This is a genomic window from Hydrogenophaga sp. NFH-34, assembly GCF_021401345.1.
Taxonomy (GTDB): Bacteria; Pseudomonadota; Gammaproteobacteria; order Burkholderiales; family Burkholderiaceae_C; genus Hydrogenophaga; species Hydrogenophaga electricum.
This window is the reverse complement of the sequence record NZ_JACBGE010000015.1, coordinates 82,046-101,859: the sequence shown is the minus strand read 5'-3', so window position 1 is coordinate 101,859 and position 19,814 is coordinate 82,046. Positions and strand designations below refer to the sequence as shown.

Here is a 19,814-nt window from a genome sequence, read left to right as displayed (position 1 = left end):
ATGGCCAATCCGCAAGTCGAACTGCACATCGCCGGCAAAGGCGTGATCACGCTGGAACTGGACGCTGAAAAGGCGCCCCTGTCCACCGAGAACTTTCTGTCCTATGTGAACAAGGGCCACTACAACAACACGATCTTCCACCGTGTGATCCCCGGCTTCATGATCCAGGGCGGCGGCTTCGAGCCCGGCATGAACCAGAAGGGTACCGACAAGCCCATCAACAACGAAGCCAACAACGGCCTGAAGAACGACCTCTACACCATCGCCATGGCCCGCACCAGCGATCCGCACTCGGCAACGGCGCAGTTCTTCATCAACGTGGCCAACAACGGTTTCCTCAACCACACGGCGCCCAGCGCCCAGGGGTGGGGCTACGCCGTCTTCGGCAAGGTCACTGGCGGCACTGACATCGTCAAGCAAATCGAAGGCCTGAGCACGGGTCGGCGCGGTTTCCACGACGACGTGCCCAAGGAAGACGTGGTGATCGAAAAGGCTGTGGCGCTCTGATCAGCACCACGCCCCCAGCCTTTCCATGAACGACCGCCTGAACCAGTGGCGCGCCCCTGCGCACTGGCAGGCGGTCGATTTCATCGCCGACCTGCATCTGCATGCGGCCGACCCGGCCACCTTCGCCGCCTTCTGCCGCTACCTCGACACCCCCGCCGATCAGCGTGGCGACGCGCTTTTTATCCTGGGCGACCTGTTCGAGGTCTGGGTCGGTGACGATGCCTTGACGGCCCCGCCGGAAGGCGAACGGGCTTTCCTCCAGGACTGCGCCCATCGGCTCAGCGCCTTTGCGGCACACACCCCGGTCTTTTTCATGGCGGGCAACCGCGACTTCCTGCTGGGCACTGCCGGCCTGGAAGCTTGCGGCATGACCGGCCTGGCAGACCCGACCCGGCTCGAATGGGCCGGTCAGCCCTGGCTGCTGAGCCATGGTGATGCGCTGTGCATCGATGACCACGACTACCAGCGTTTCCGTGCCGAGGTGCGCAGCGCCCGCTGGCAGACAGCATTTCTGGTCCGCCCCCTGGCTGATCGCGAAGCCTTCGCGCGCGACCTGCGCGCACGCAGCGAGGCCCGCAAACGCGAACACGGGCTTGATGCCGCCCTCTGGGCCGACGTGGATAGCGCCACCGCGCGGGAATGGCTGGCCGCCGCCGGATCCCGGCACCTGATCCATGGCCACACACACCGCCCCGCTCGCCACGACCTCGGCGGCGGCTGCGAAAGATGGGTGCTCAGCGACTGGGATGCCGGCGCACACACACCCCGTGCCGAAGTGCTGCGACTGCGCGCTGACAGCGTGCAGCGCCTGCCCCTCTTTCCCGACGGCGGTTGAATCCGGCCCCTCCGCCACCATCTGCGCGCCATGCCCCCTTCCCCTCTGCAGCCCCTGTGGCGCGCCCTCCAATCCTGGTTGCCACGCCGCATCCGCCCGGCCCCGCCCATTGCCGATCGGTTCTGGCGCCACACCCTGGGCACACACCCCTTTTTGGCGGCGCTGCCGGCCGACGACCAGACCCGCCTGCGCCTGCTGAGCGGGCAATTCCTGCAAGAAAAAGAGTTCCACGGCGCCCATGGCCTGGTGGTCAATGACGCCATGGCCCTGGCCATCGCGGCCCAGGCCTGTCTGCCGCTGCTGCATGTGGTCCGCCCCGATGGCCAGCCACTGGCGCACCCTTTGCAAGCGCTTGACTGGTACGACGATTTCGTCGGCATCGTGGTCCAGCCGGGCGCAGCCCTGGCGCGCCGCGAAGTGACCGATGGGGCTGGCGTGGTGCACCGTTATCAGGAGGCCCTGGCGGGTGAAGCCATGGACCGCGGCCCGGTGATGCTGGCCTGGACGGCCGTGGCCGAAGCACCGACCGTGGCCGCCCACGGCACGAATGTGGTGATCCACGAGTTCGTGCACAAGATGGACATGCGGGCCATGCCCCGTGGACAGCACCCCGACGGGGCACCGCCACTGTTCAAGGGGTTTCTGGACAGTCCTTCCGACACCGCCGCCCGCCAGCGCTGGCGGACCACGATGCAGAAGGCCTATGCCGAATTCCGGGAGGCCGTTGCCCTGGCCGAGCGTTTCGGCGGCGAGCGCCCCTGGCTCGACGCGTACGCGGCGCAGGACCCGGCGGAGTTCTTCGCCGTGACCAGCGAAGCCTATTTCGTGAACCGTGAGCGCTTCACTGCAGAGTTTCCGCCCCTGCAGGAACTCTACGACGGTTTCTTCCGCTTCAGCGCCGCAGCAACACCTTGAGAGCGGCCTGCAGGCGCTTGGCGGCGGTACCTTCGTGCGCCGATGACAGCACACGGGCAACATCCTGCGGCCAGGTGTCAGCGGGGCCCGGCTCATTGCGCCGGGTCAGCAGTTGCAACTGCAACTGGCGACGGGCTCCGATGTGTTCGGCGGGCGTCGGCACCTCAGCGGCCATTTCCAGACGCAACAACGCTTCAGCCCCCTCACCCGAGGCGGCCGCCTTGCCGATGGCCTGCGCCCAAGCCGAGCGCGTCGACGCCTGGACCCGGGAGCCCAGGGCCTGCGCGGGAGGCAGCGCCTCGGCATCGCGGTGCTCCCAGGCGCCAAGCACCTGAGTCAGCACCTCGCCGTGCGCCTGCGCCGCCAGCTTGCGCAGCGCCAGTTCGGCCTGTTCCTGCGCCTGACGCTGGGCCCGGAAGGCCGTATCGCCCAGTCGCGGCCCCCGCGCCTCGCGAGGCGCGCGCGCCCAGCCGGCGTCGTCGCGCGGGGCCCGCCCACCATCGCGCGCGCCCCGGTGATCGCGGCCAGGCCGGCGCTCGTCGCGCGCCGCCGGTTCGGCCTTCTTCATGCCGGGACGGTCATCACCGCGCATGGCCACGAGTTTGCGGGCCGGCTGCGACGGGGCGACCGCAGCCGGCGTGTCCTCCGAAGCTTCGGACGCACCGGCAGACACGGCGGCGTCGGCACCTGCCGGGGCGGCAGCCGCCGCCTCGGCCTGGCCCTTCAAGGCCTGTTCCAGCGCCTGTTGCGCTTCCCGGATGCGCTGGGCATCACCCGCGTTTGCCGCAGCTTCCAGCGCCTTGGCCGCCTCCAGAACCCGCTGATCGTGGGCGCTGACCGCCGCCGCCACCTTCTCGCGTTCGCTGCTTTTGCGGGCAAAGGCTTCGTCGATGGGTTTGCGGAACGCGTCCCACAGCTTCTGCTCCTGCTTGCGGTCCAGTGGCACCGCCTGCGCCTCGGCCTGCCAGCGCTGTTGCAAGACCTTGACCGCATCGATGCGCAACATCGGCGCGGCACCCAGCGCAACCGCCTCGTCGATGAGGGCCCGGCGTCGCTCCAGACTCGCCGCCTGCGCCGCCTCCAGGCGCGCGTGGGCCTCGTGCATGACGGTCTTCCACTGCGGCTGGATATCGGCAAACGCCTTCTCGCTCAGATGGCCAGCTTCGCGCCAGCGCTCGGCGAAGGCATGCAACTCGCGCACCTGGCGCTTCCAGTCTTCATCCTGCGCATGGGCCTGGGTCCAGGCACGCACCTCGTCCATCAAGGCCTGCCGCTGGGCTTTGCTGGCGTCCGCCTGCTGGCGCACCTGCAACAGCCACGCCTCCACCACCTTGTGCGCCTCGGTGCAAGCGGTATCGAAACGTTTCCACAGAGCATGGTTGGCGGCCCCGCCCTGATCGGTGGTCTTCCATTGCTCCCGCAGGCCACGCAGCGTTTCCTGCATCTTGCGGCCGCCCAGACGCTGACCCTCAGGCGCCTTGAGCAGCCCCTCCGCCTTGGCCACCAGCTCTTCGCGCAACTGGTCGGCGCGCCAGCGCTGCCAGCCTTCGAGTTCGCCAGCCTGCGCCAGCAATGCCTGCGCCCGGGCCTCAAGGGCCGGGCTGATCAGGCGCCCATGGCTCTTGAGCAGGCCCCGCGCCTCGGCGGCGACTTTGGGAGTGGCCTTGCCGTGGCCTTCTGCCAGTTCGCGCTCCAACTGGGTCAGGGCCTTGGTCACCTCGGCTTCAGCCTGGGCCTGGCGCTCCGTCGCCACCTGGGCATCCTGCGCAACCCGCTCATCGGCAACGACCACGGACTCGCCGCGTGCCACACGCAGTTCATCCGCCCACACCGGCACGGCGGGCAAGGGGGCTTGCGGATCGGCGTCGGCCGCCACGGCTTGCGCCAGCGCAGCCTCGAAAGCATCCCACACCAACTGCAGCTGGCTGCGCGAGGCTTCCAGCATGGGAGGGAACTTGGTCTCGACGCTGGCCCAGTGCGCATCCGTTGGCAATGCCTGTACCTGCTGCTGCCACGCCGAGACATCGGCACGCAAAGCCTCCACCACCTGCTGCGCTTCGCGCCAAGGTTTGGTGGAGAGTACCTCGATGCGCTGGGCCAAGAGCACAGCGGCCTCGCGTTCGACCTGCACGCGGTGCTGCAAGTCTTCCACCGCCTTGATGCGCTCGGCCAAAGCCTGTTTCAGCCCCACCAACGGTTCGCGCGACAGCGGCGCCCCTGCCCGCGCAGCATCACGCTGCCAGGCCATGGCGTCGGCCAGGTTCATGCGCGGATGGTCGAGCAGCGACTGTGCTTTTTGCGCCCATTCGGCGGCGATGTGCTCCTGCGCCTTCTGCCGCTTGAGCTCGTCCAGTTTTTCCTTCAGTGGCTTGGCCGCCCCCCGGTCGCGGTGCGACATCTCTTTGAACACCTCGTTCATCACCTCCAGATCGGGGTCCGTGGCCAGCCACTCGCGCAGCCGGGCGGCACGCTCTCCCGAGGTCGGCGCAGAAAAGGCACCACCGGTGACGGCATCCAGCGGATGGGACGGAGAGGCTTTGGGGGCAGCGGGCGAGTTCACGGCAGGTAAATGATCAGAGGGTGCGCCGTTTCTGGAGCGCAAGGAAAACAGAGACATGATGGGCAGACCAACGGGCTCGATAGACGTCGAGCAAAGCAAGCAACCCGCTATTGTCGCTGCGGATTGCCTGCCTTGCTGAAACGAACGCCCGTGGAGACCCCAAAACAAGAAACCCCGGTGGGCTGAACCCACCGGGGTTGACGGCGGGCAAACTGCACTTGCCGTCGGTTTTGGCGGAGAGGGTTGGATGCCTCGCCAGCCTGGAAGCAAGAGATTGCTCCCGTGGGGTTCCGGTTTCAGACTTCGTGCCTGAGGGACCGGACAAGCCTCGCTCTTGCAAGGCGTCCTCAGATTACGCCCATTCCGCGGCGGTTTCAACCACCTCAACAACCGCCTGTCGCGTCGGACTCACGCCAGCGCATCGACCGCCTCTGGCAGATCGCCCGTACTGGGCTCACCGTCCCGCGGGCGACGCCCAGCCCTGGAATACCCGACGAAAGGTCTCCATCTATGCCCCTTCGCCCGACGCCGCATGGATGCTGGCGAGCGCGCCACAGGAATGAGATCACCCCCAAAAAAACATAACTTTCAGAAATATTAAACGATATCTAAATCATTGACTTGACATTTGAATCTCCCTATCATCCGGCCCGCTTTGACCCATCCCCGGGTTATCCCGCACCGCTGCCGAATACGGCTAAGTCGATGGACCGGCTCCATGAGGCCCGTCCAGATCGATGGCGACCCAATCAGCCCTGCCGAGCCAGACCGGCCGACAGGACCCGAAAGGAGCACGACATGACAGCGATGAGCCGGAGCCAGAGCCCGCAAGCCCCGCTTGCTTCCCTGGCCCAATCCATCCAAACCGCCGCCCAGGACGTCTGCCAAGGCTTTCTGGACGTGACCCGCAACAGCATGGCCCTGCTGGGCACTGTCCTGGCCACAGGCCTGATCCTGATGGCCGCCCATGGCGATCTGCGTGATCGCGCCGAAGACCGGCTGCTCGGCTGGCTGCTGGCTCGACAAGAGTCGGCAGCGGCCCAGGAACAGGCCCAACAGGCTTTTGTGCCGCCGGCAGAACCCGAGGCGGCCCAGCGCGTAACAGCCGCCCTGCCCCACGAGTTGCCGCAACCCCAAGCCAAGGTGGCTTACTGGCTCAGCCGCAAATACCGGGTCGCACCCGAGCCGCTGAGCGTGCTGGTGGCCGAGGCCTTTGAGATTGGCCGCAAGGCGCAGTTGGATCCGACACTGATCCTGGCCGTCATGGCCATCGAATCGCGCTTCAATCCCTTTGCCCAAAGCCCGGTGGGTGCCCAGGGCCTGATGCAGGTGCTCACACGCGTGCACACCGACAAATACGCCGGCTTCGGCGGCCAGTTGGCAGCGTTCGACCCCGTCAGCAATCTGCGCGTCGGCGTGCAGGTACTGCAAGACTGCATCCGCCGCGCGGGCTCGATCGAAGGCGGCCTCAAACTGTACGTGGGCGCGATCACGACCGACGGCAGCGACTACATCAACAAGGTAATGGCAGAGCATCTGCGCATCCAGAGCGTGGCGCTGGGCAAACCCATGCCCACCACTTTCCCGGTCTACCGGTCCCTGCCGGTTTCGGCCCCGGAAACCGCCACGCCCGCCGAACCCGTGCCGGCCGTGCCCTCGGACACCGCAGCATCGTCGCCGGCACTGCCCCCGAACGAAGCACCCGCCGTTCAATCCTGAGCTCACTCACCCGATCTCTGTGAACGGGATCGGCACGAGGTGAGCGCCTCGGCTAAACTAGCAGCGTGCGCAACTGGCGATAGGCGCCGGGTTTGTTCCGTGATTTCGGAATCCCGGTCGCTGACGTGGCCCCCCAGCTTCTGCAGCCTGGGACAACCACTGGGAAGCGCACCGCCCGTCTCGCGGGCGATCAGCCGTTCGCCTGGGCAGTCCCTGCCGCTCACCCTGAGCGCGTGGGGTCCACGTCACCCGAGACTGCCAAACCATGTACGACCGCAACATCCTCATCGAGCAAACCGATCCCGAGCTGTTCGCCGCCATCCAGGCCGAAAACGCCCGCCAGGAACACCACATCGAACTGATTGCCAGCGAAAACTACGCCTCGCCGGCCGTGATGGCCGCCCAAGGCACCCAGCTGACGAACAAATACGCCGAAGGCTATCCGGGCAAGCGCTACTACGGCGGCTGTGAATTCGTCGACATCGCCGAACAACTGGCCATCGACCGCATCAAGCAACTCTTCGGCGCCGACGCCGCCAACGTCCAGCCGCACTGCGGCGCCTCCGCCAACGAAGCCGTGTTTCTGGCCTTCCTCAAGCCCGGCGACACCATCATGGGCATGAGCCTGGCCGAAGGCGGTCACCTCACGCACGGCATGCCGCTGAACATGTCGGGCAAGTGGTTCAACGTCGTGTCCTACGGCCTGAACGACAAGGAAGAGATCGACTACGACGCCATGGAAGCCAAGGCGCGCGAGCACAAGCCCAAGCTGATCGTGGCGGGCGCCTCTGCCTACAGCCTGCGCATCGACTTCGAACGCTTTGCCAAGGTCGCCAAAGAAATTGGCGCCATCTTCATGGTCGACATGGCCCACTATGCCGGTCTGATCGCTGCCGGCGTGTACCCGAACCCGGTGCCGTTCGCCGACGTGGTGACCTCCACCACGCACAAGAGCCTGCGTGGCCCGCGCGGCGGCTTCATCCTGATGAAGGCCGAGCACGAGAAGGCCATCAACAGCGCCATCTTCCCCGGCCTGCAGGGCGGCCCGCTGATGCACGTGATCGCCGCCAAGGCCGTGGCCTTCAAGGAAGCGCTGAGCCCTAAATTCAAGGCCTATCAGCAGCAAGTCGCCAAGAACGCCCAGATCGTGGCCGAGACGCTGACCTCGCGTGGCCTGCGCATCGTCAGTGGCCGCACCGAGAGCCACGTCATGCTGGTCGACCTGCGCGCCAAGGGCATCACCGGCAAGGAAGCCGAGGCCGTGCTGGGCAGCGCCCACATGACCATCAACAAGAACGCGATCCCCAACGACCCCGAAAAGCCGTTCGTGACCAGCGGTGTGCGCATCGGCACCCCGGCCATGACCACCCGCGGCTTCAAGGACGAAGAAGCCCGCCTGACTGCCAACCTGGTGGCCGACGTGCTGGACAACCCGCGTGACCCGGCCAACATCGAAGCCGTACGCGCCAAGGTCAATGCGCTGACTGCCCGCTTCCCGGTTTACAAATGACGCCCGGCCGTCGTCTTGCCCCTGGAACGCTCGTTTCGGCGGGCGCGACGACACACCGCCACGCCCCGATCACCGGGCAAACCGCAGGCTGATCATGAAATGCCCTTTCTGTGGTCATCTGGAAACCCAGGTCGTCGAGACCCGGGTTTCCGAAGATGCGGACTTCATCCGGCGCCGCCGACAGTGCGGGCACTGCGAAAAACGGTTCACCACCTACGAGCGGCCGGAAGTGAGCTTTCCAGCCGTGGTGAAAAAGGATGGGCGGCGCGTCGACTACGTGCCCGCCAAACTCCGCGCGTCGTTCACCCTGGCGCTGCGCAAACGCCCGGTGAGCACCGAGCAGGTCGATGCAGCCATCGAACGGATCGAAGAAAAGCTACTGAACCTCGGCGCACGAGAGGTGCCCGCCACCCGGCTGGGCGAAATGGTCATGCGCGAACTCAAGAAGCTCGACAAAGTGGCCTATATCCGCTTTGCCAGCGTCTACCGCAGCTTCGAAGACATCGACGACTTCCGGGCACTGGTGGATGAAGTGCGGCGCTGACGATTCGCCACCGTCTGCGATATTCCACACAATTGACCATTGATGTGAATTTCTTGGCGCAATTGGCGCCAAGAATAGCCCGATAAATCTTGCGCTTGGCCTAAATTCAGGCTCATAAGATTTCAGGGGGAACGTCATGTCATCTCGCCAACACAGTCTGTGTTGCTGCGGGCGTGGGTTCACGCTCGTGGAAATGGCCGTCACGCTGAGCATATTGGCCATCCTGCTCGGCATCGGGATACCGGCTTTCAGCAAAAGCCTGGCCGCGTGGCAGCGAGATCGCGCCACCAAGGCGCTCATCGCGCACATGCAGCTGGCCCGCACCGAAGCCATCAAACGCTCGCGCAGAGTCGTGATCTGCAACAGCAGCGACGCGTCAACCTGCTCCGCACCAGCCAATAAGGACTGGAAAAACGGCTGGATCGTCTTTGAAGACGACAACGCCAACGGCTTGCGCGACGCCGCCGAACCCCTCATGGCCGCTTCGGGGGCGTTTCCAGGCATTCAGTCCATGCAGGCCAACAACGCCATCAAGCGACTCGTCTACCAGCCCAACGGCCTGATGACATCGGGCATGAGCACGATGTCCGTGACGCCCCGCGCGGGACCGACTCAGAAGATCGTCATCAACCGGATCGGGCGAGTGCGGCTCGATCAGTGAGAAAAAAGTCAAACATCAACCGTTCATCTCACCGGAAAGCGCCGCATGTCTGCCAGACGCAAACCTTTGACTACGGCCCACCTACATTGCAAGGTGGAGCCTACAAGTGAAATACCCTTCCTGCCCTTTCGCCCTCCGAAGCCGCCACCAACGGGGTTTTACCCTGGTGGAGCTGCTCGTGACCATCGTCATCATCGCGATCCTCGCGACGCTGGGTGTCCCCAGCTTCACGCAGTTTTTGCGCAACTGGCAGCGCGACAGCGCGACCAAGGCGTTCATGACCCATGTTCAGCTGGCGCGCACCGAAGCGATCAAGACCTCGCGCAAGGTTGTGATGTGCGTCAGCACCAATGGCACCTCCTGTGCCAACAGCACCGACTGGAAGGGGGGGTGGTTGGTCTTCGTGGACACCAACGGCGACGAAAGCCTGAGCGACGGCGAAACGCTGGTGGCCGTCCGGTCTGCATCGACCGGTGTCAGCAGCATGACCGGCACCAACAACACGAGCAAACTGGTGTTTCTGCCCAATGGATTGATGAGTTCTGGCACAACCACCGTGACCGTGACGCCAAATGGCAGCACGTCACTGACGCTCAACAAGATCGCCCTGAATACCGTGGGTCGGGCCTCGCTCTCCACCGAATCGCAGGAATAGTATGAGCGCACACACCCGTATCCGCCCGACCTGCCCGCGCAGACAACGCGGCGCCAGCATGCTGGAAATCCTCGTGGCCCTGCTGGTCATCTCCCTGGGATTGCTTGGCGTTGCCGGGTTGTCTGCAGCCACCTTCAGCTACAACAAAGCAGCGCAGATTCGCCTGACTGGGTTGGCTTTGGTCAACGACTACGCCGATCGTGCCCGCGTCAACGTTTACGGCTATGACTTGGGCAATTACAGCATCGCGCTGGCCGACACTGTTGCCACCACGGACGACCCAGATCCCAACCAGACCAATGCCCAGACGGCTGCGCAGGCGGTGGCTGCCCGCGACAAGGCCGACTTCATGACCGCTGTGGCCAGTCGCCTGCCGCAAGGCAAGGCTGTGGTGGTGAGCACTCCCAGTGCCTCCGCGCGAGACATGGACATCTGGCTGCTGTGGAAAGAGCCCCAGACCGGAGACAACGACACGCTGTTTTCGGCCAGCCAGGACAACTGCCCCAACATATCCGCTACAGACGACTACAACTGCATGTATTTCAAGGTGGGCCTGTGAACATGCTGACCGCTCAACTCCCTGACGCTCGACACCGGCACCAGACTGGCGTGACCCTGGTGGAACTGATGGTGGCCATGGTCATCGGCATCTTTCTGCTGGGTGCCGTGGCGATCATTTATGTCAGCACCTCCTCCAGCGCTCGCAGCAGCACACTGGAGTCGCAGATGAACGAAGACGCCACACTGGCGCTGGAACTCATTCGGCAACAGCTCCAGTTGGCAGGTTTTTCTGATCTGGACGACGATGGCAACCGGGTCTTTTCCGGTATTGCGGTCCGAGGTTGTGATGGCGGCTTCGACAGCAACGACAACACCAGCAATTTTTCAGCGCTGGCATGCGCGGCCAGCGATACGGGCCCTGATGCACTGGCGATTCGTTTTCAGGCGACCCCCCTGAACAGCCAAGTCACCTCCGCAGGCGCACCAAGCAATTGTTCATTCAACGCCATCAACGCCTGGACACCTGGTGCGACCGAAGGCAGCACCACGGCCATCAGACTGGCCGACAACCGCTACTACATTGCCAATGACGACAACAACGGCAACACCCCCACGCTGTACTGCAAGGGGCGGGGTGACGACGGCGGCGCGGGTACCGGCTTCAGTGCGGCAACACCACTCGTCCCCAACATCGAGGACATGCAACTGAGCTACGCCGTCACGCTCCCCCCCACCAACGACACCCCGCTTCCCCACCAGGTCACAGCCTACGTAGAAGCCGGCAGCGGCACACTGGGCAACACCCTGGCAAACTGGTCCCGTGTGGCGGCCGTGCGCGTGTGCCTGCTGGCCCGCAGCGACAAGCCCATCCCGCTCAATGGCCTCGACGCCAACACCGTGGGCACCTATGTGGACTGCGCCGGAACCACCCAGACGGCCAACGACCGCTATTTGCGACGCGCCTATATCACCACCGTGCAGTTGCGCAACATGCGACCGGCCCTGCCCGCGGCGTATGAGACGGCGGAAGGTGTGGTGACAGATCCCTGGGCCTATCTGACAGATGGAATTGGCATGATCAAGGTAGGCGGCGATTGACGAGATTGACATGACAAAAAATCCTTCCACTGCAACAGCCGGTCGTGCTCGGGGCGAAGCAGGCATCGTGCTACCAATCGCCCTGATCATGCTGGTCATCATTTCTTTTGCCGGCCTGCTCAGTGCCCGCAACTCGGCCAGCTACGAGCAGTTCTCCAACAACATGCGCACCACGCAGGTGGCCAGGCAGTCGGCAGAAGCCGCACTGCGCCACTGCGAGCGCGTGGCCATGGACCAGACGGAAAACGAAGGCGTCAATTTTGTCGCGGATGCCGCCAAGATTGTCTCGACCAAACTGACCGACCCCGAACTGGATTCGGCCGCCTGGAAAACCAAGGCCAACTGGGTGGATGGGGCAGCCAATCTGATCACCGTTTCGCTTGAACACAGCAACGACGTCAAGGACGCCGCCAAGATCAAGAACGACCCCAGTTGCATCATCCAGCCGCTGCGTGACGATCAGTACCTGATCACGGCCCGAGGTCTCTCCAACGACGCGCAACTGGACAACAACGGCCAACTGACTGCCGGCTCTGAAGTCTGGCTCCAGTCGATCCTCAAGCAAGGCGTACCTGTCAAATCATCCAGTGGGGGCAATGCATGAATGCGCAAGAACGAACCCGTGAGGCTCTCATGAAAAACCACCCCTTTCACCGCATGAAAGCTGCATCCTTTTTCCTGGCCATGGGCGCGCTGTCTGCCTCCGTATTGGCCCAAACGCTGGAGCCGGCACAAAAGCCTCTGCTGGCGGTGCAAACCGGCGCCAAACCCAATCTGATGATCAGCCTGGACAACTCCGGGTCGATGGCATTCACTTATCACGAGACCTATGGCATCTCCACGGACAGCAATAGCCAATACGAAGTGCGGCGCTGCCCCGACCAGTACTGGAGCGACCTGACGGGCGCATGGATAAAAGGCGGCATTGCCGACTTTCGCAACAGCAATCGCTGCATCTACCAATCCGGAAACAATTATTATTACAACAACAACCTTTCCGTCCAATTCAGTCCGAGAGCCTATGTCTCCAACTCTGGAGCAGCACAAAGGGCCGCCGAGGTCAACCCCATCTATTACAACCCCAGAATAACCTACAGACCACGGGTCAGTGCAAACGGCACCCCACTGGAATCCGAAGACGGCGTATATTTCATATCGAATCAGAACAGTGCAAATTTTGACTATCGAGTATATAAGAACAATTCAAACTCAAATCAGATCCGCACAACCCATTCAATGTATGCCAGCAATCCCAGCGTCTCCAGCGGCTGGACAGAGGTCTATGGTCTTTCCTACAACTTAAGAATACCTCAGCACATCACTTATCCAGAAACGGGCACCGGCCGCTACAGCAGCTCCTCCAGCCCGGCATTCACCTACAACTATTGCAGCAATGTCACCACGGTCGCAGGGCTGCAGATGGGTTGCGCCAGCTACACAACGGTCAATTTCCGCAGAGGAGGGTCGCCCTCGACCATCACCTTGCCGTCCGATCACCAGCGGACAGATTGCAATGGGTCGACCTGTACCAATGCCCAGGAAGCAACCAACATCCTGAACTGGTACCGCTACTATGCTTTCCGAGCACCTGCGGTCGCCACCGCCATCGGCCAAGCCCTGGCCAATAACGATTATTACGACCAGTTGCGCCTGGGCTACATTTCGATCAATCGCCGAAGTGACACCACCATTTCGCCGATCAATCAAACCCCCGGCATAGACAACAACCTCAATCTGTTGCGTGGCGTTCGGCTGCACACCAAAGACAGCACCAACACCCAAAGACTCTATACCTGGCTGTACGACCAGGATGGCACCCAGAACGGCAACTCGAACTCCGGCAACAGCCCCACTTTCAACAATTTCACCGCCCACCGAATGTTTGCGCCCCATGGCGGCACGCCTTTGCACAACGTTCTGGACAAGGTGGCCAACTATTACAAGGTCCAGTCCACGACTGCAGAAAATCCTTGGGCACGCAATCCGGCAGCGCCGGCGAGTTCCGGCAACGAGGAAATGAGCTGCCGCAGGTCGTTCAACCTGCTGTTTTCGGACGGTGCCTGGAACTCGGGCACCTCCACCATCTCGGGCGAGGATTTTGACAATACGCAGGGGCCGACATTTACCCGAACCCGGGCCGATGGCAGCACCGAGTCTTTCCGCTATCGCCCCACGGGTGTGAATACGGCAGCGGGCCGCAAGCAGTATGTGCCTTATCCGAGTACCGCGACGGGCGGACTGGCTGACCTGGCCGCCAAGTACTACTGGCACGAAGACTTGCGCAGTTCCCTGAACAATGAAATTCTCACGGACACCGGACAGCCCACCTTCTGGCAAAACGTTGCCACCTACACCGTCGGGTACCTGATTCGGCCCAGTGGCAATGTGCAAGGCGCCACCAGTGGCCTGACCTTCGGCCAGATCGACAACTACACCACCCAGTACGCCAGCACCGGCTACGCTGGCGCCACCAAACCCACCTGGGCGACCGGCGACGTCAATGCGAGCACCGCCGATGACCAGACGCGGGTAGATGACTTCATCCAGGCAGGGTACACCGGAGGTGGAAAGGGGTTCAGCGCCCAGACGGCAGACGACGTGCGAAACATTTTCGACACCGTGCTCGCCGACATCCTGAACTCGGCCGGGCGCGATGCCGGCGTTGCGGTCAGCACGGATGCCTCCACAGCCTCGACCATTGCCGGGCGCCTGAAGTACAGCGTGAGCTACAAGACCCAGGACAACTCGGGCGACATCTCGGCGCAGGAGCTCGATGCCAACGGCAACGTGGTGCGCGACGCCAGCGATCTCCCGGTCACCAAATGGACCGCCTCCGAGGAGCTGCCCGCCTATGGCAGCCGAAATGTCTTCACCTATTCCAGCACCAACGGTGGCGGCATCAGCTTTAGCGGCAATTTCTCCGGCCTGCCTACCGATGTCCAGGCGAGCTTGAAATACGGCAGCGACGCGGCCCGGGTTCCCAACAATGCCAACTTCGTGAACTACCTGCGTGGCGCGGACCCTGTGGCCGATGCCCAAGGCAAACTTTTCCGACAGCGCAACAGCCTCATCGGCGCCATGGTGAACCCTCCATCCATCTACATGGGCGGCTCGCGTGACTTTGAATACGACCTCTCAGGCACGGTTTCCGGCAGCGGTCAATATTTGGATTTCTTGACGCGCAAGGTGGCTTACCCGGCCTCTTTGTTCGTGGCCACCAACGCGGGCGTGGTGCACAACCTGGACGCCCAGGACGGTAACGAGCTGGCCGCCTTCATGCCGCGGCGCAGCATGAAGCGCTTGTTGAACTATGCGCGCGACGCTTACACCTTCGAATATGTCCTCGATGGGCCCTTGAGCGAACACGACATTTACGATGGGACGCGCTGGAACCACATTGCCGTGGGTTCGGGGGGTCGGGGTGAAAAGCTGATCTATGCCTTGCGTTCACCGCTCAATGGAACCGCCGATGCGGGCAACCGGATCCCGACCCGCCAAGACTATCTGTGGGAAACCGGCCCCACGTCTGGCCCGCAAACCGTGGGCAGTACCACCGAAACCAATGTGCTCAACACCACCGGATTCGCTCTGGGCCACATCACCCATCCGTCCCGCAGTGGTCAGACCGAAAACGGCACCTGGGTCGTGCTGATCAACAGCGGCCACTACAACGGTTATTCGGATGGCAGCCGACATGGTCTGGTGGCGCTCAACCCCATGACCGGTGCCGTGATTGCACGCATCCCCCTGCCTTCGGGCTATTCCGCAGGTCGCGGCTTGAGCGGCGTGACCTTGCTCCGCAATGCCGACAAGCGCATTGTGGCCGCCTATGCGGGTGACGCCAACGGCAACCTGTGGCGCTTCGATTTGCGGGGTGCACCGAGCAGTTGGCGCGTTTCCTACAACCGCCCGCTGTTCACCACCGCCAACAACCGTCCGATTTACAGTGCCCCGGCCTGGCAGGCCCACCCAGAAAAAGGCACCGTGGTGGTCGTGGCGACCGGCATTCTGCTGGAGGACTCCGACATCACCGACGCCACCGAGCCTAACAAAACAGAAGCAATCTACGGCATCTGGGACCCGACACCGATTGGTGAAGACGATGCCTCTCCTTACACGCCCCCCTCGGTCAGCGATCTGATCGTGCGCGGCATTGTCGGTGGTACCAACGTCACCAACAACGACCGCACCTACAGCCGGACCAGCAACGACAAGATCGACTGGACAGTGCACCGGGGCTGGACCTTTGCTCTGGGCCACACCTATGCCGGTGAACGCTCGCTCGACCAGATCCGCAATGTGAGCACCAGCGTGTTCATCAACACCACCGTGGTGGCCCCGCCGGAAAATGCCGAAGACGAGACTTGCTCGATTTCAGGCCTGCCCAAGAACTACATCTACGGTCTGCGTGCCATCGACGGTGCTTCGCAGTACTCGTTCGACACCAACAACGACGGCAAGCTGGACAATGTGTCCATGGTGCTGATCGATAGTGGAGGATACTCGCGTGGCGTGGCACTCCTCAGTGACACCCCTACTGGTGGCAGTACTCCCACAGGAGGTCGGGGGGACGGGGGCATGCCTGGTGGTGACGGAGAATCTCTCCCCAAGCAGCAGAACTGTGAAAACGAAACCAAATTCGCCGTAGGTACTGAAGATGGCAGTGTCGCTTTGGGTGTTTATTGCCCCGTTCCAGGCTGGAGTCGCACCCAATACCAGCTCAGCACCCCGCCTTCCAACTGAGGCCCAGTGACCATGAAGAAGCGATTGCCACTCCCGTCCGCTCCGGCGCAACCCCAGCGATACCGAGGCTTCACCCTCATCGAACTGATGATCGTGGTGGCCGTGATCGGCATCCTGGCGGCCATTGCCCTGCCGTCCTACACCGAACACGTGAAGGCGTCACGCCGGGCCGATGCGCAGCGAGCCCTGATGGAGGCCGACCAGTTCATGCGCCGCTTCTACAGCGCCAAGGACACGTTCAAAGGCGCGGAGTTGCCCGCCAGCATGGCCCAATCCCCCAAGGAAGGCGCCGCCGCCTACACCATCACGCTGATCGAGAACGGCGACGCGGTGGATGAAGCCACGGCCGAAACGACCTATACCCTGCGCGCCGTGCGTACCGGCAGCATGAGCGGCGACCGTTGCGGCGATCTGAGCATCACGCAAACGGGTGCCCGCTCGGTCAGCAACAACGCCAGCGGCAGTGAGCTGGCGGACTGTTTCAAGGGCTGATACCCTCCAGCCCCCGGGCCCGACCCGCCTCGGCAGGTCGGGCTTTTTCTTGCCCCCTCACCCCCATGCCCGCCGCTCTCTCTGCCTTGACCCTCGCCCAGCAACAGGCCACCCAGGCGCTGCATCTGTCCAACCCCAACCCGCGCGTCGGCTGCGTGCTCACCGATGCCAGCGGTCTGGTGATCGGGCAGGGGCACACCCAACGCGCAGGCGGGCCGCATGCGGAAGTGATGGCGCTGCGCGATGTGCAGGCACGCGGCCTGAGCACCCATGGCACCACGGCCTGGGTGACGCTGGAGCCCTGCTCCCACCACGGCCGCACCCCACCCTGCTGCGACGCGCTGATCGCCGCTGGCGTGGCGCGCGTGGTGGTGTCCACGGTGGACCCGAACCCCCTGGTAGCCGGCCGGGGTGTCGAGCGCCTGCGCGCTGCAGGCATCGCTGTCGAGGTGTTGCCCGCTGATAGCGACCTGGCGCGGGCGTCGCGCGAGCTGAACATCGGCTTTTTCAGCCGCATGATCCGCGGCCAGCCGTGGGTACGCATGAAGATGGCGGCTTCGCTGGACGGCATTTCGGCCCTGGACAACGGTGTCAGCCAGTGGATCACGGGCGAGCCGGCCCGCGCCGACGGGCACGCCTGGCGCGCGCGTGCATGCGCCGTGCTGACCGGCATCGGCACCGTGCGGGAGGACGACCCTGTGCTGGATGTGCGGCTGGCCCCCACCCCACGCCAGCCGCATCTGGTGGTGGTCGACAGCCGCCTGGAGCTCTCTCCCGATGCCCGGCTGTTCCAGCCGCCGGCGCACGGCCTGAGCCGGCAGATTCTGGTGGCCCATGCGCTGGACGATGCCACGGCACAGGCGCGTGGCCAGGCCTTGCTGGCGCGCGGTGCCACCCTGCTGAGCCTGCCCGGCCCTGGCGGCAAAGTGGCTTTGCCCGCGCTGCTGCGCGAGCTGGGTCGGCGTGAAGTCAACGAACTCCACCTGGAGGCTGGGCACAAGCTCAACGGCTCGTTCCTGCGCGAAGGGCTGGTGGATGAGTGCCTGGTCTATCTGGCACCGCAGTTGCTGGGCTCAGGCCGGGGCCTCGCCAGCCTGGGGCCTTTCCACCGCCTGGACGACGGCACGCCCCTGCATTTCACCGCGATGGATCGCGTCGGCAACGACCTGCGCATCCTCGCCCGCGTGGCCGGGCACGAAGGCTTTCTGCACCCCCAAACCGCCGCCTGACCGCCCGCGCCAGCCCTGGTCGGGCAAGCCGGCACAAACCCTGCGAAAATAGCCGGATGTTTACCGGCATCATCACCGCAGTGGGGCGTATCGCCGCCCTGTCCGAACTGGGCGCATCCGCCCAGCATGGCAAACGCCTCACCCTCGAAACACCGGCCGGCTTTCTGGACGATGTGGGTCTGGGGGACAGCATCGCCCTCAACGGGGCCTGCATGACGGTGACGTCGCTGGACGTGCCGGCGCACCGCTTCACCATCGACATCTCGGCCGAATCGCTGACCCGCACCACCGGCCTGGCCGAAGCCGGCCGGCGTGTGAACCTGGAAAAGGCGCTGCGTGCCAGCGACCGGCTGGGTGGCCATATCGTTTCCGGACACGTTGACGGCATCGGCCAGGTGATCGCCTTCACCGCGGTGGGCGAGAGCTGGACACTGCGCGTGCAGGCGCCGCCCGAGCTGGGCAAGTACCTGGCCTACAAAGGCTCGATCACGGTCAACGGGGTCAGCCTCACGGTCAACACCGTGGAAGACAGCCCCGCCGGCTGCGCTTTCAGCATCAACATCATTCCCCACACCGTCGAGCACACCACCCTGGGCGATCTCCAGGCGGGCAGCGGTGTGAATCTCGAAATCGACACCGTGGCCCGCTACGTCGAGCGCATGCTGACCGCTGCCGGCCCCGCCTCCCTCAAGGAAACCGCATGAACGCCCCTGAAACCCTGCGGCCTGTGGCCATCTCCCCGGTGGAAGACATCGTGGCCGACATCCGTGCCGGCCGCATGGTCATCCTCGTCGACGAGGAAGACCGCGAGAACGAAGGCGACCTGGTCCTCGCTGCCGACCATGTGACGCCCGAGGCGATCAACTTCATGGCCCGCTTCGGCCGTGGCCTGATCTGCCTGACACTGTCCAAAGAGCGCTGTGAGCGCCTGCGGCTGCCACCCATGGTGCCGCGCAACGGCACCAAGATGGGTACCGCCTTCACGGTGTCCATCGAAGCCGCCGAAGGCGTGACCACCGGCATCTCCGCCGCCGACCGCGCCCGCACCGTGCAAGCCGCCGTGGCCCCCGATGCCCGTGCCGAAGACCTGGTGCAACCCGGCCACATCTTCCCCCTGCAAGCGGTGGAAGGCGGGGTGCTCATGCGCGCCGGCCACACCGAAGCGGGTTGCGACCTGGCCGCCATGGCCGGCTGTTCGCCCGCCGCCGTGATTTGCGAGATCATGAAGGACGACGGCACCATGGCCCGCCTGCCCGATCTGCAGCTCTTTGCCGCCGAACATGGCGTGAAGATCGGCACCATCGCCGACCTCATCCAGTACCGCAGCCGCCACGAAAGCCTGGTGCAGAAAGTCGGCAGCCGGCCGCTGCACACCGCCTTCGGTGAATTCACCGCGCACGCCTTCCGCGACGAGCCCAGCGGCGCCCTGCATCTGGCCCTGGTGAACGGGCAATGGGACAGCGACGCTGTGGTGGACGTGCGGGTGCACGAGCCGCTGTCGGTGCTCGATGCGCTCGAAATCGACCGTTCCATGCACAGCTGGAGCCTGGAAGCCAGCCTGCGCCACATCGGCCAGTCGGGTGCCGGCGTGGCGGTGCTGCTCAACTGCGGCGAATCCGCCGCGCAGTTGCTGGCCCAGTTCGAAGGCACGGCCCGCTCGGCCCAGGCGCCCGAACGCGGCCGCATGGACCTGCGTACCTATGGCGTGGGCGCCCAGATCCTGCGCGAATGCGGTGTGCACCGCATGCGCCTGATGGGCCAGCCGCGCCGCATGCCCAGCATGGCCGGCTATGGCCTCGAAATCACCGGCTATCTCGGCCGAGATCAGTAACTCTCAACGGATTC

17 protein-coding genes are annotated in these 19,814 nt (G+C 64.1%); 16 read left to right on the top strand and 1 reads right to left on the bottom strand.

Translation table 11 applies throughout. From position 1 onward, the window contains the following. Genes L0977_RS15445 through L0977_RS15435 form a run of 3 tightly spaced genes read left to right on the top strand, consistent with a single transcriptional unit; the run spans position 1 to position 2,257 of the window. On the top strand, positions 1-507 hold the full coding sequence (locus tag L0977_RS15445; protein ID WP_234265746.1) for a peptidylprolyl isomerase: 507 nt from the start codon (positions 1-3) through the stop codon (positions 505-507). A 25-nt stretch (positions 508-532) separates the two neighbouring features. Further along, the gene (locus L0977_RS15440) at positions 533-1,342 is read left to right on the top strand and encodes a UDP-2,3-diacylglucosamine diphosphatase (protein WP_234265745.1); all 810 of its coding nucleotides are present in this window, start codon (positions 533-535) and stop codon (positions 1,340-1,342) included. A gap of 30 nt (positions 1,343-1,372) precedes the next feature. Beyond that, positions 1,373-2,257 carry a zinc-dependent peptidase gene (locus L0977_RS15435; protein ID WP_234265744.1) on the top strand — a complete coding sequence of 295 codons (885 nt, stop codon included), beginning with the start codon at positions 1,373-1,375 and terminating at the stop codon, positions 2,255-2,257. Here the strand turns inward: L0977_RS15435 and L0977_RS15430 are convergent. Continuing rightward, positions 2,235-4,874: a DUF349 domain-containing protein gene (locus L0977_RS15430; RefSeq protein WP_234265743.1), complete on the bottom strand. Its 2,640-nt coding sequence runs from the start codon at positions 4,872-4,874 to the stop codon at positions 2,235-2,237. The genes L0977_RS15435 and L0977_RS15430 overlap by 23 nt on opposite strands. Positions 4,875-5,615: 741 nt before the next feature. On the opposite strand from L0977_RS15430, the gene L0977_RS15425 reads away from it, so the two are divergent. From L0977_RS15425 to ribBA, 13 genes are all read left to right on the top strand, one after another. After that, positions 5,616-6,536: a lytic transglycosylase domain-containing protein gene (locus tag L0977_RS15425; protein ID WP_234265742.1), complete on the top strand. Its 921-nt coding sequence runs from the start codon at positions 5,616-5,618 to the stop codon at positions 6,534-6,536. A 265-nt stretch (positions 6,537-6,801) separates the two neighbouring features. Further along, positions 6,802-8,046, top strand: a complete 1,245-nt coding sequence (gene glyA / locus L0977_RS15420) for a serine hydroxymethyltransferase (RefSeq protein ID WP_234265741.1) — start codon at positions 6,802-6,804, stop codon at positions 8,044-8,046. Positions 8,047-8,140: 94 nt separating this feature from the next. Further along, positions 8,141-8,590 carry a transcriptional regulator NrdR gene (gene nrdR, locus L0977_RS15415; RefSeq protein WP_234265740.1) on the top strand — a complete coding sequence of 150 codons (450 nt, stop codon included), beginning with the start codon at positions 8,141-8,143 and terminating at the stop codon, positions 8,588-8,590. A 136-nt stretch (positions 8,591-8,726) separates the two neighbouring features. Next, positions 8,727-9,251 carry a GspH/FimT family pseudopilin gene (locus L0977_RS15410; protein ID WP_267966464.1) on the top strand — a complete coding sequence of 175 codons (525 nt, stop codon included), beginning with the start codon at positions 8,727-8,729 and terminating at the stop codon, positions 9,249-9,251. Between the two features lie 106 nt (positions 9,252-9,357). Continuing rightward, positions 9,358-9,906: a GspH/FimT family pseudopilin gene (locus L0977_RS15405; protein ID WP_326491077.1), complete on the top strand. Its 549-nt coding sequence runs from the start codon at positions 9,358-9,360 to the stop codon at positions 9,904-9,906. Between the two features lies 1 nt (position 9,907). Next, on the top strand, positions 9,908-10,465 hold the full coding sequence (gene pilV, locus L0977_RS15400) for a type IV pilus modification protein PilV (RefSeq protein WP_234265737.1): 558 nt from the start codon (positions 9,908-9,910) through the stop codon (positions 10,463-10,465). Between the two features lie 2 nt (positions 10,466-10,467). Then, entirely contained in the window at positions 10,468-11,505 is a 1,038-nt protein-coding gene (locus L0977_RS15395; RefSeq protein WP_234265784.1) for a PilW family protein, read from the top strand. A gap of 10 nt (positions 11,506-11,515) precedes the next feature. Then, positions 11,516-12,109 carry a pilus assembly PilX family protein gene (locus L0977_RS15390; protein WP_234265736.1) on the top strand — a complete coding sequence of 198 codons (594 nt, stop codon included), beginning with the start codon at positions 11,516-11,518 and terminating at the stop codon, positions 12,107-12,109. Positions 12,110-12,138: 29 nt separating this feature from the next. After that, positions 12,139-16,248 carry a pilus assembly protein gene (locus tag L0977_RS15385; protein WP_234265735.1) on the top strand — a complete coding sequence of 1,370 codons (4,110 nt, stop codon included), beginning with the start codon at positions 12,139-12,141 and terminating at the stop codon, positions 16,246-16,248. Positions 16,249-16,272: 24 nt separating this feature from the next. After that, positions 16,273-16,740: a type IV pilin protein gene (locus tag L0977_RS15375; RefSeq protein ID WP_326491076.1), complete on the top strand. Its 468-nt coding sequence runs from the start codon at positions 16,273-16,275 to the stop codon at positions 16,738-16,740. Between the two features lie 65 nt (positions 16,741-16,805). Then, the gene (gene ribD, locus L0977_RS15370; protein WP_234265734.1) at positions 16,806-17,969 is read left to right on the top strand and encodes a bifunctional diaminohydroxyphosphoribosylaminopyrimidine deaminase/5-amino-6-(5-phosphoribosylamino)uracil reductase RibD; all 1,164 of its coding nucleotides are present in this window, start codon (positions 16,806-16,808) and stop codon (positions 17,967-17,969) included. A gap of 56 nt (positions 17,970-18,025) precedes the next feature. After that, complete coding sequence (locus L0977_RS15365) at positions 18,026-18,673, top strand: riboflavin synthase (RefSeq protein WP_234265733.1); 648 nt, start codon at positions 18,026-18,028, stop codon at positions 18,671-18,673. Further along, the gene (gene ribBA / locus L0977_RS15360; protein ID WP_234265732.1) at positions 18,670-19,800 is read left to right on the top strand and encodes a bifunctional 3,4-dihydroxy-2-butanone-4-phosphate synthase/GTP cyclohydrolase II; all 1,131 of its coding nucleotides are present in this window, start codon (positions 18,670-18,672) and stop codon (positions 19,798-19,800) included. Before L0977_RS15365 ends, ribBA begins: the two co-directional genes overlap by 4 nt. The last annotated feature ends 14 nt before the right edge of the window (positions 19,801-19,814 follow it).

Bases quoted from the DNA above. Each gene is read 5' to 3' on its own strand.
- L0977_RS15445 (WP_234265746.1), top strand. From the start codon at position 1: ATGGCCAATCCGCAAGTCGAACTGCACATCGCCGGCAAAGGCGTGATC.
- L0977_RS15440 (WP_234265745.1), top strand. From the start codon at position 533: ATGAACGACCGCCTGAACCAGTGGCGCGCCCCTGCGCACTGGCAGGCG.
- L0977_RS15435 (WP_234265744.1), top strand. From the start codon at position 1,373: ATGCCCCCTTCCCCTCTGCAGCCCCTGTGGCGCGCCCTCCAATCCTGG.
- L0977_RS15430 (WP_234265743.1), bottom strand. From the start codon at position 4,874: ATGTCTCTGTTTTCCTTGCGCTCCAGAAACGGCGCACCCTCTGATCAT.
- L0977_RS15425 (WP_234265742.1), top strand. From the start codon at position 5,616: ATGACAGCGATGAGCCGGAGCCAGAGCCCGCAAGCCCCGCTTGCTTCC.
- glyA (WP_234265741.1), top strand. From the start codon at position 6,802: ATGTACGACCGCAACATCCTCATCGAGCAAACCGATCCCGAGCTGTTC.
- nrdR (WP_234265740.1), top strand. From the start codon at position 8,141: ATGAAATGCCCTTTCTGTGGTCATCTGGAAACCCAGGTCGTCGAGACC.
- L0977_RS15410 (WP_267966464.1), top strand. From the start codon at position 8,727: ATGTCATCTCGCCAACACAGTCTGTGTTGCTGCGGGCGTGGGTTCACG.
- pilV (WP_234265737.1), top strand. From the start codon at position 9,908: ATGAGCGCACACACCCGTATCCGCCCGACCTGCCCGCGCAGACAACGC.
- L0977_RS15395 (WP_234265784.1), top strand. From the start codon at position 10,468: ATGCTGACCGCTCAACTCCCTGACGCTCGACACCGGCACCAGACTGGC.
- L0977_RS15390 (WP_234265736.1), top strand. From the start codon at position 11,516: ATGACAAAAAATCCTTCCACTGCAACAGCCGGTCGTGCTCGGGGCGAA.
- L0977_RS15385 (WP_234265735.1), top strand. From the start codon at position 12,139: ATGAAAAACCACCCCTTTCACCGCATGAAAGCTGCATCCTTTTTCCTG.
- ribD (WP_234265734.1), top strand. From the start codon at position 16,806: ATGCCCGCCGCTCTCTCTGCCTTGACCCTCGCCCAGCAACAGGCCACC.
- L0977_RS15365 (WP_234265733.1), top strand. From the start codon at position 18,026: ATGTTTACCGGCATCATCACCGCAGTGGGGCGTATCGCCGCCCTGTCC.
- ribBA (WP_234265732.1), top strand. From the start codon at position 18,670: ATGAACGCCCCTGAAACCCTGCGGCCTGTGGCCATCTCCCCGGTGGAA.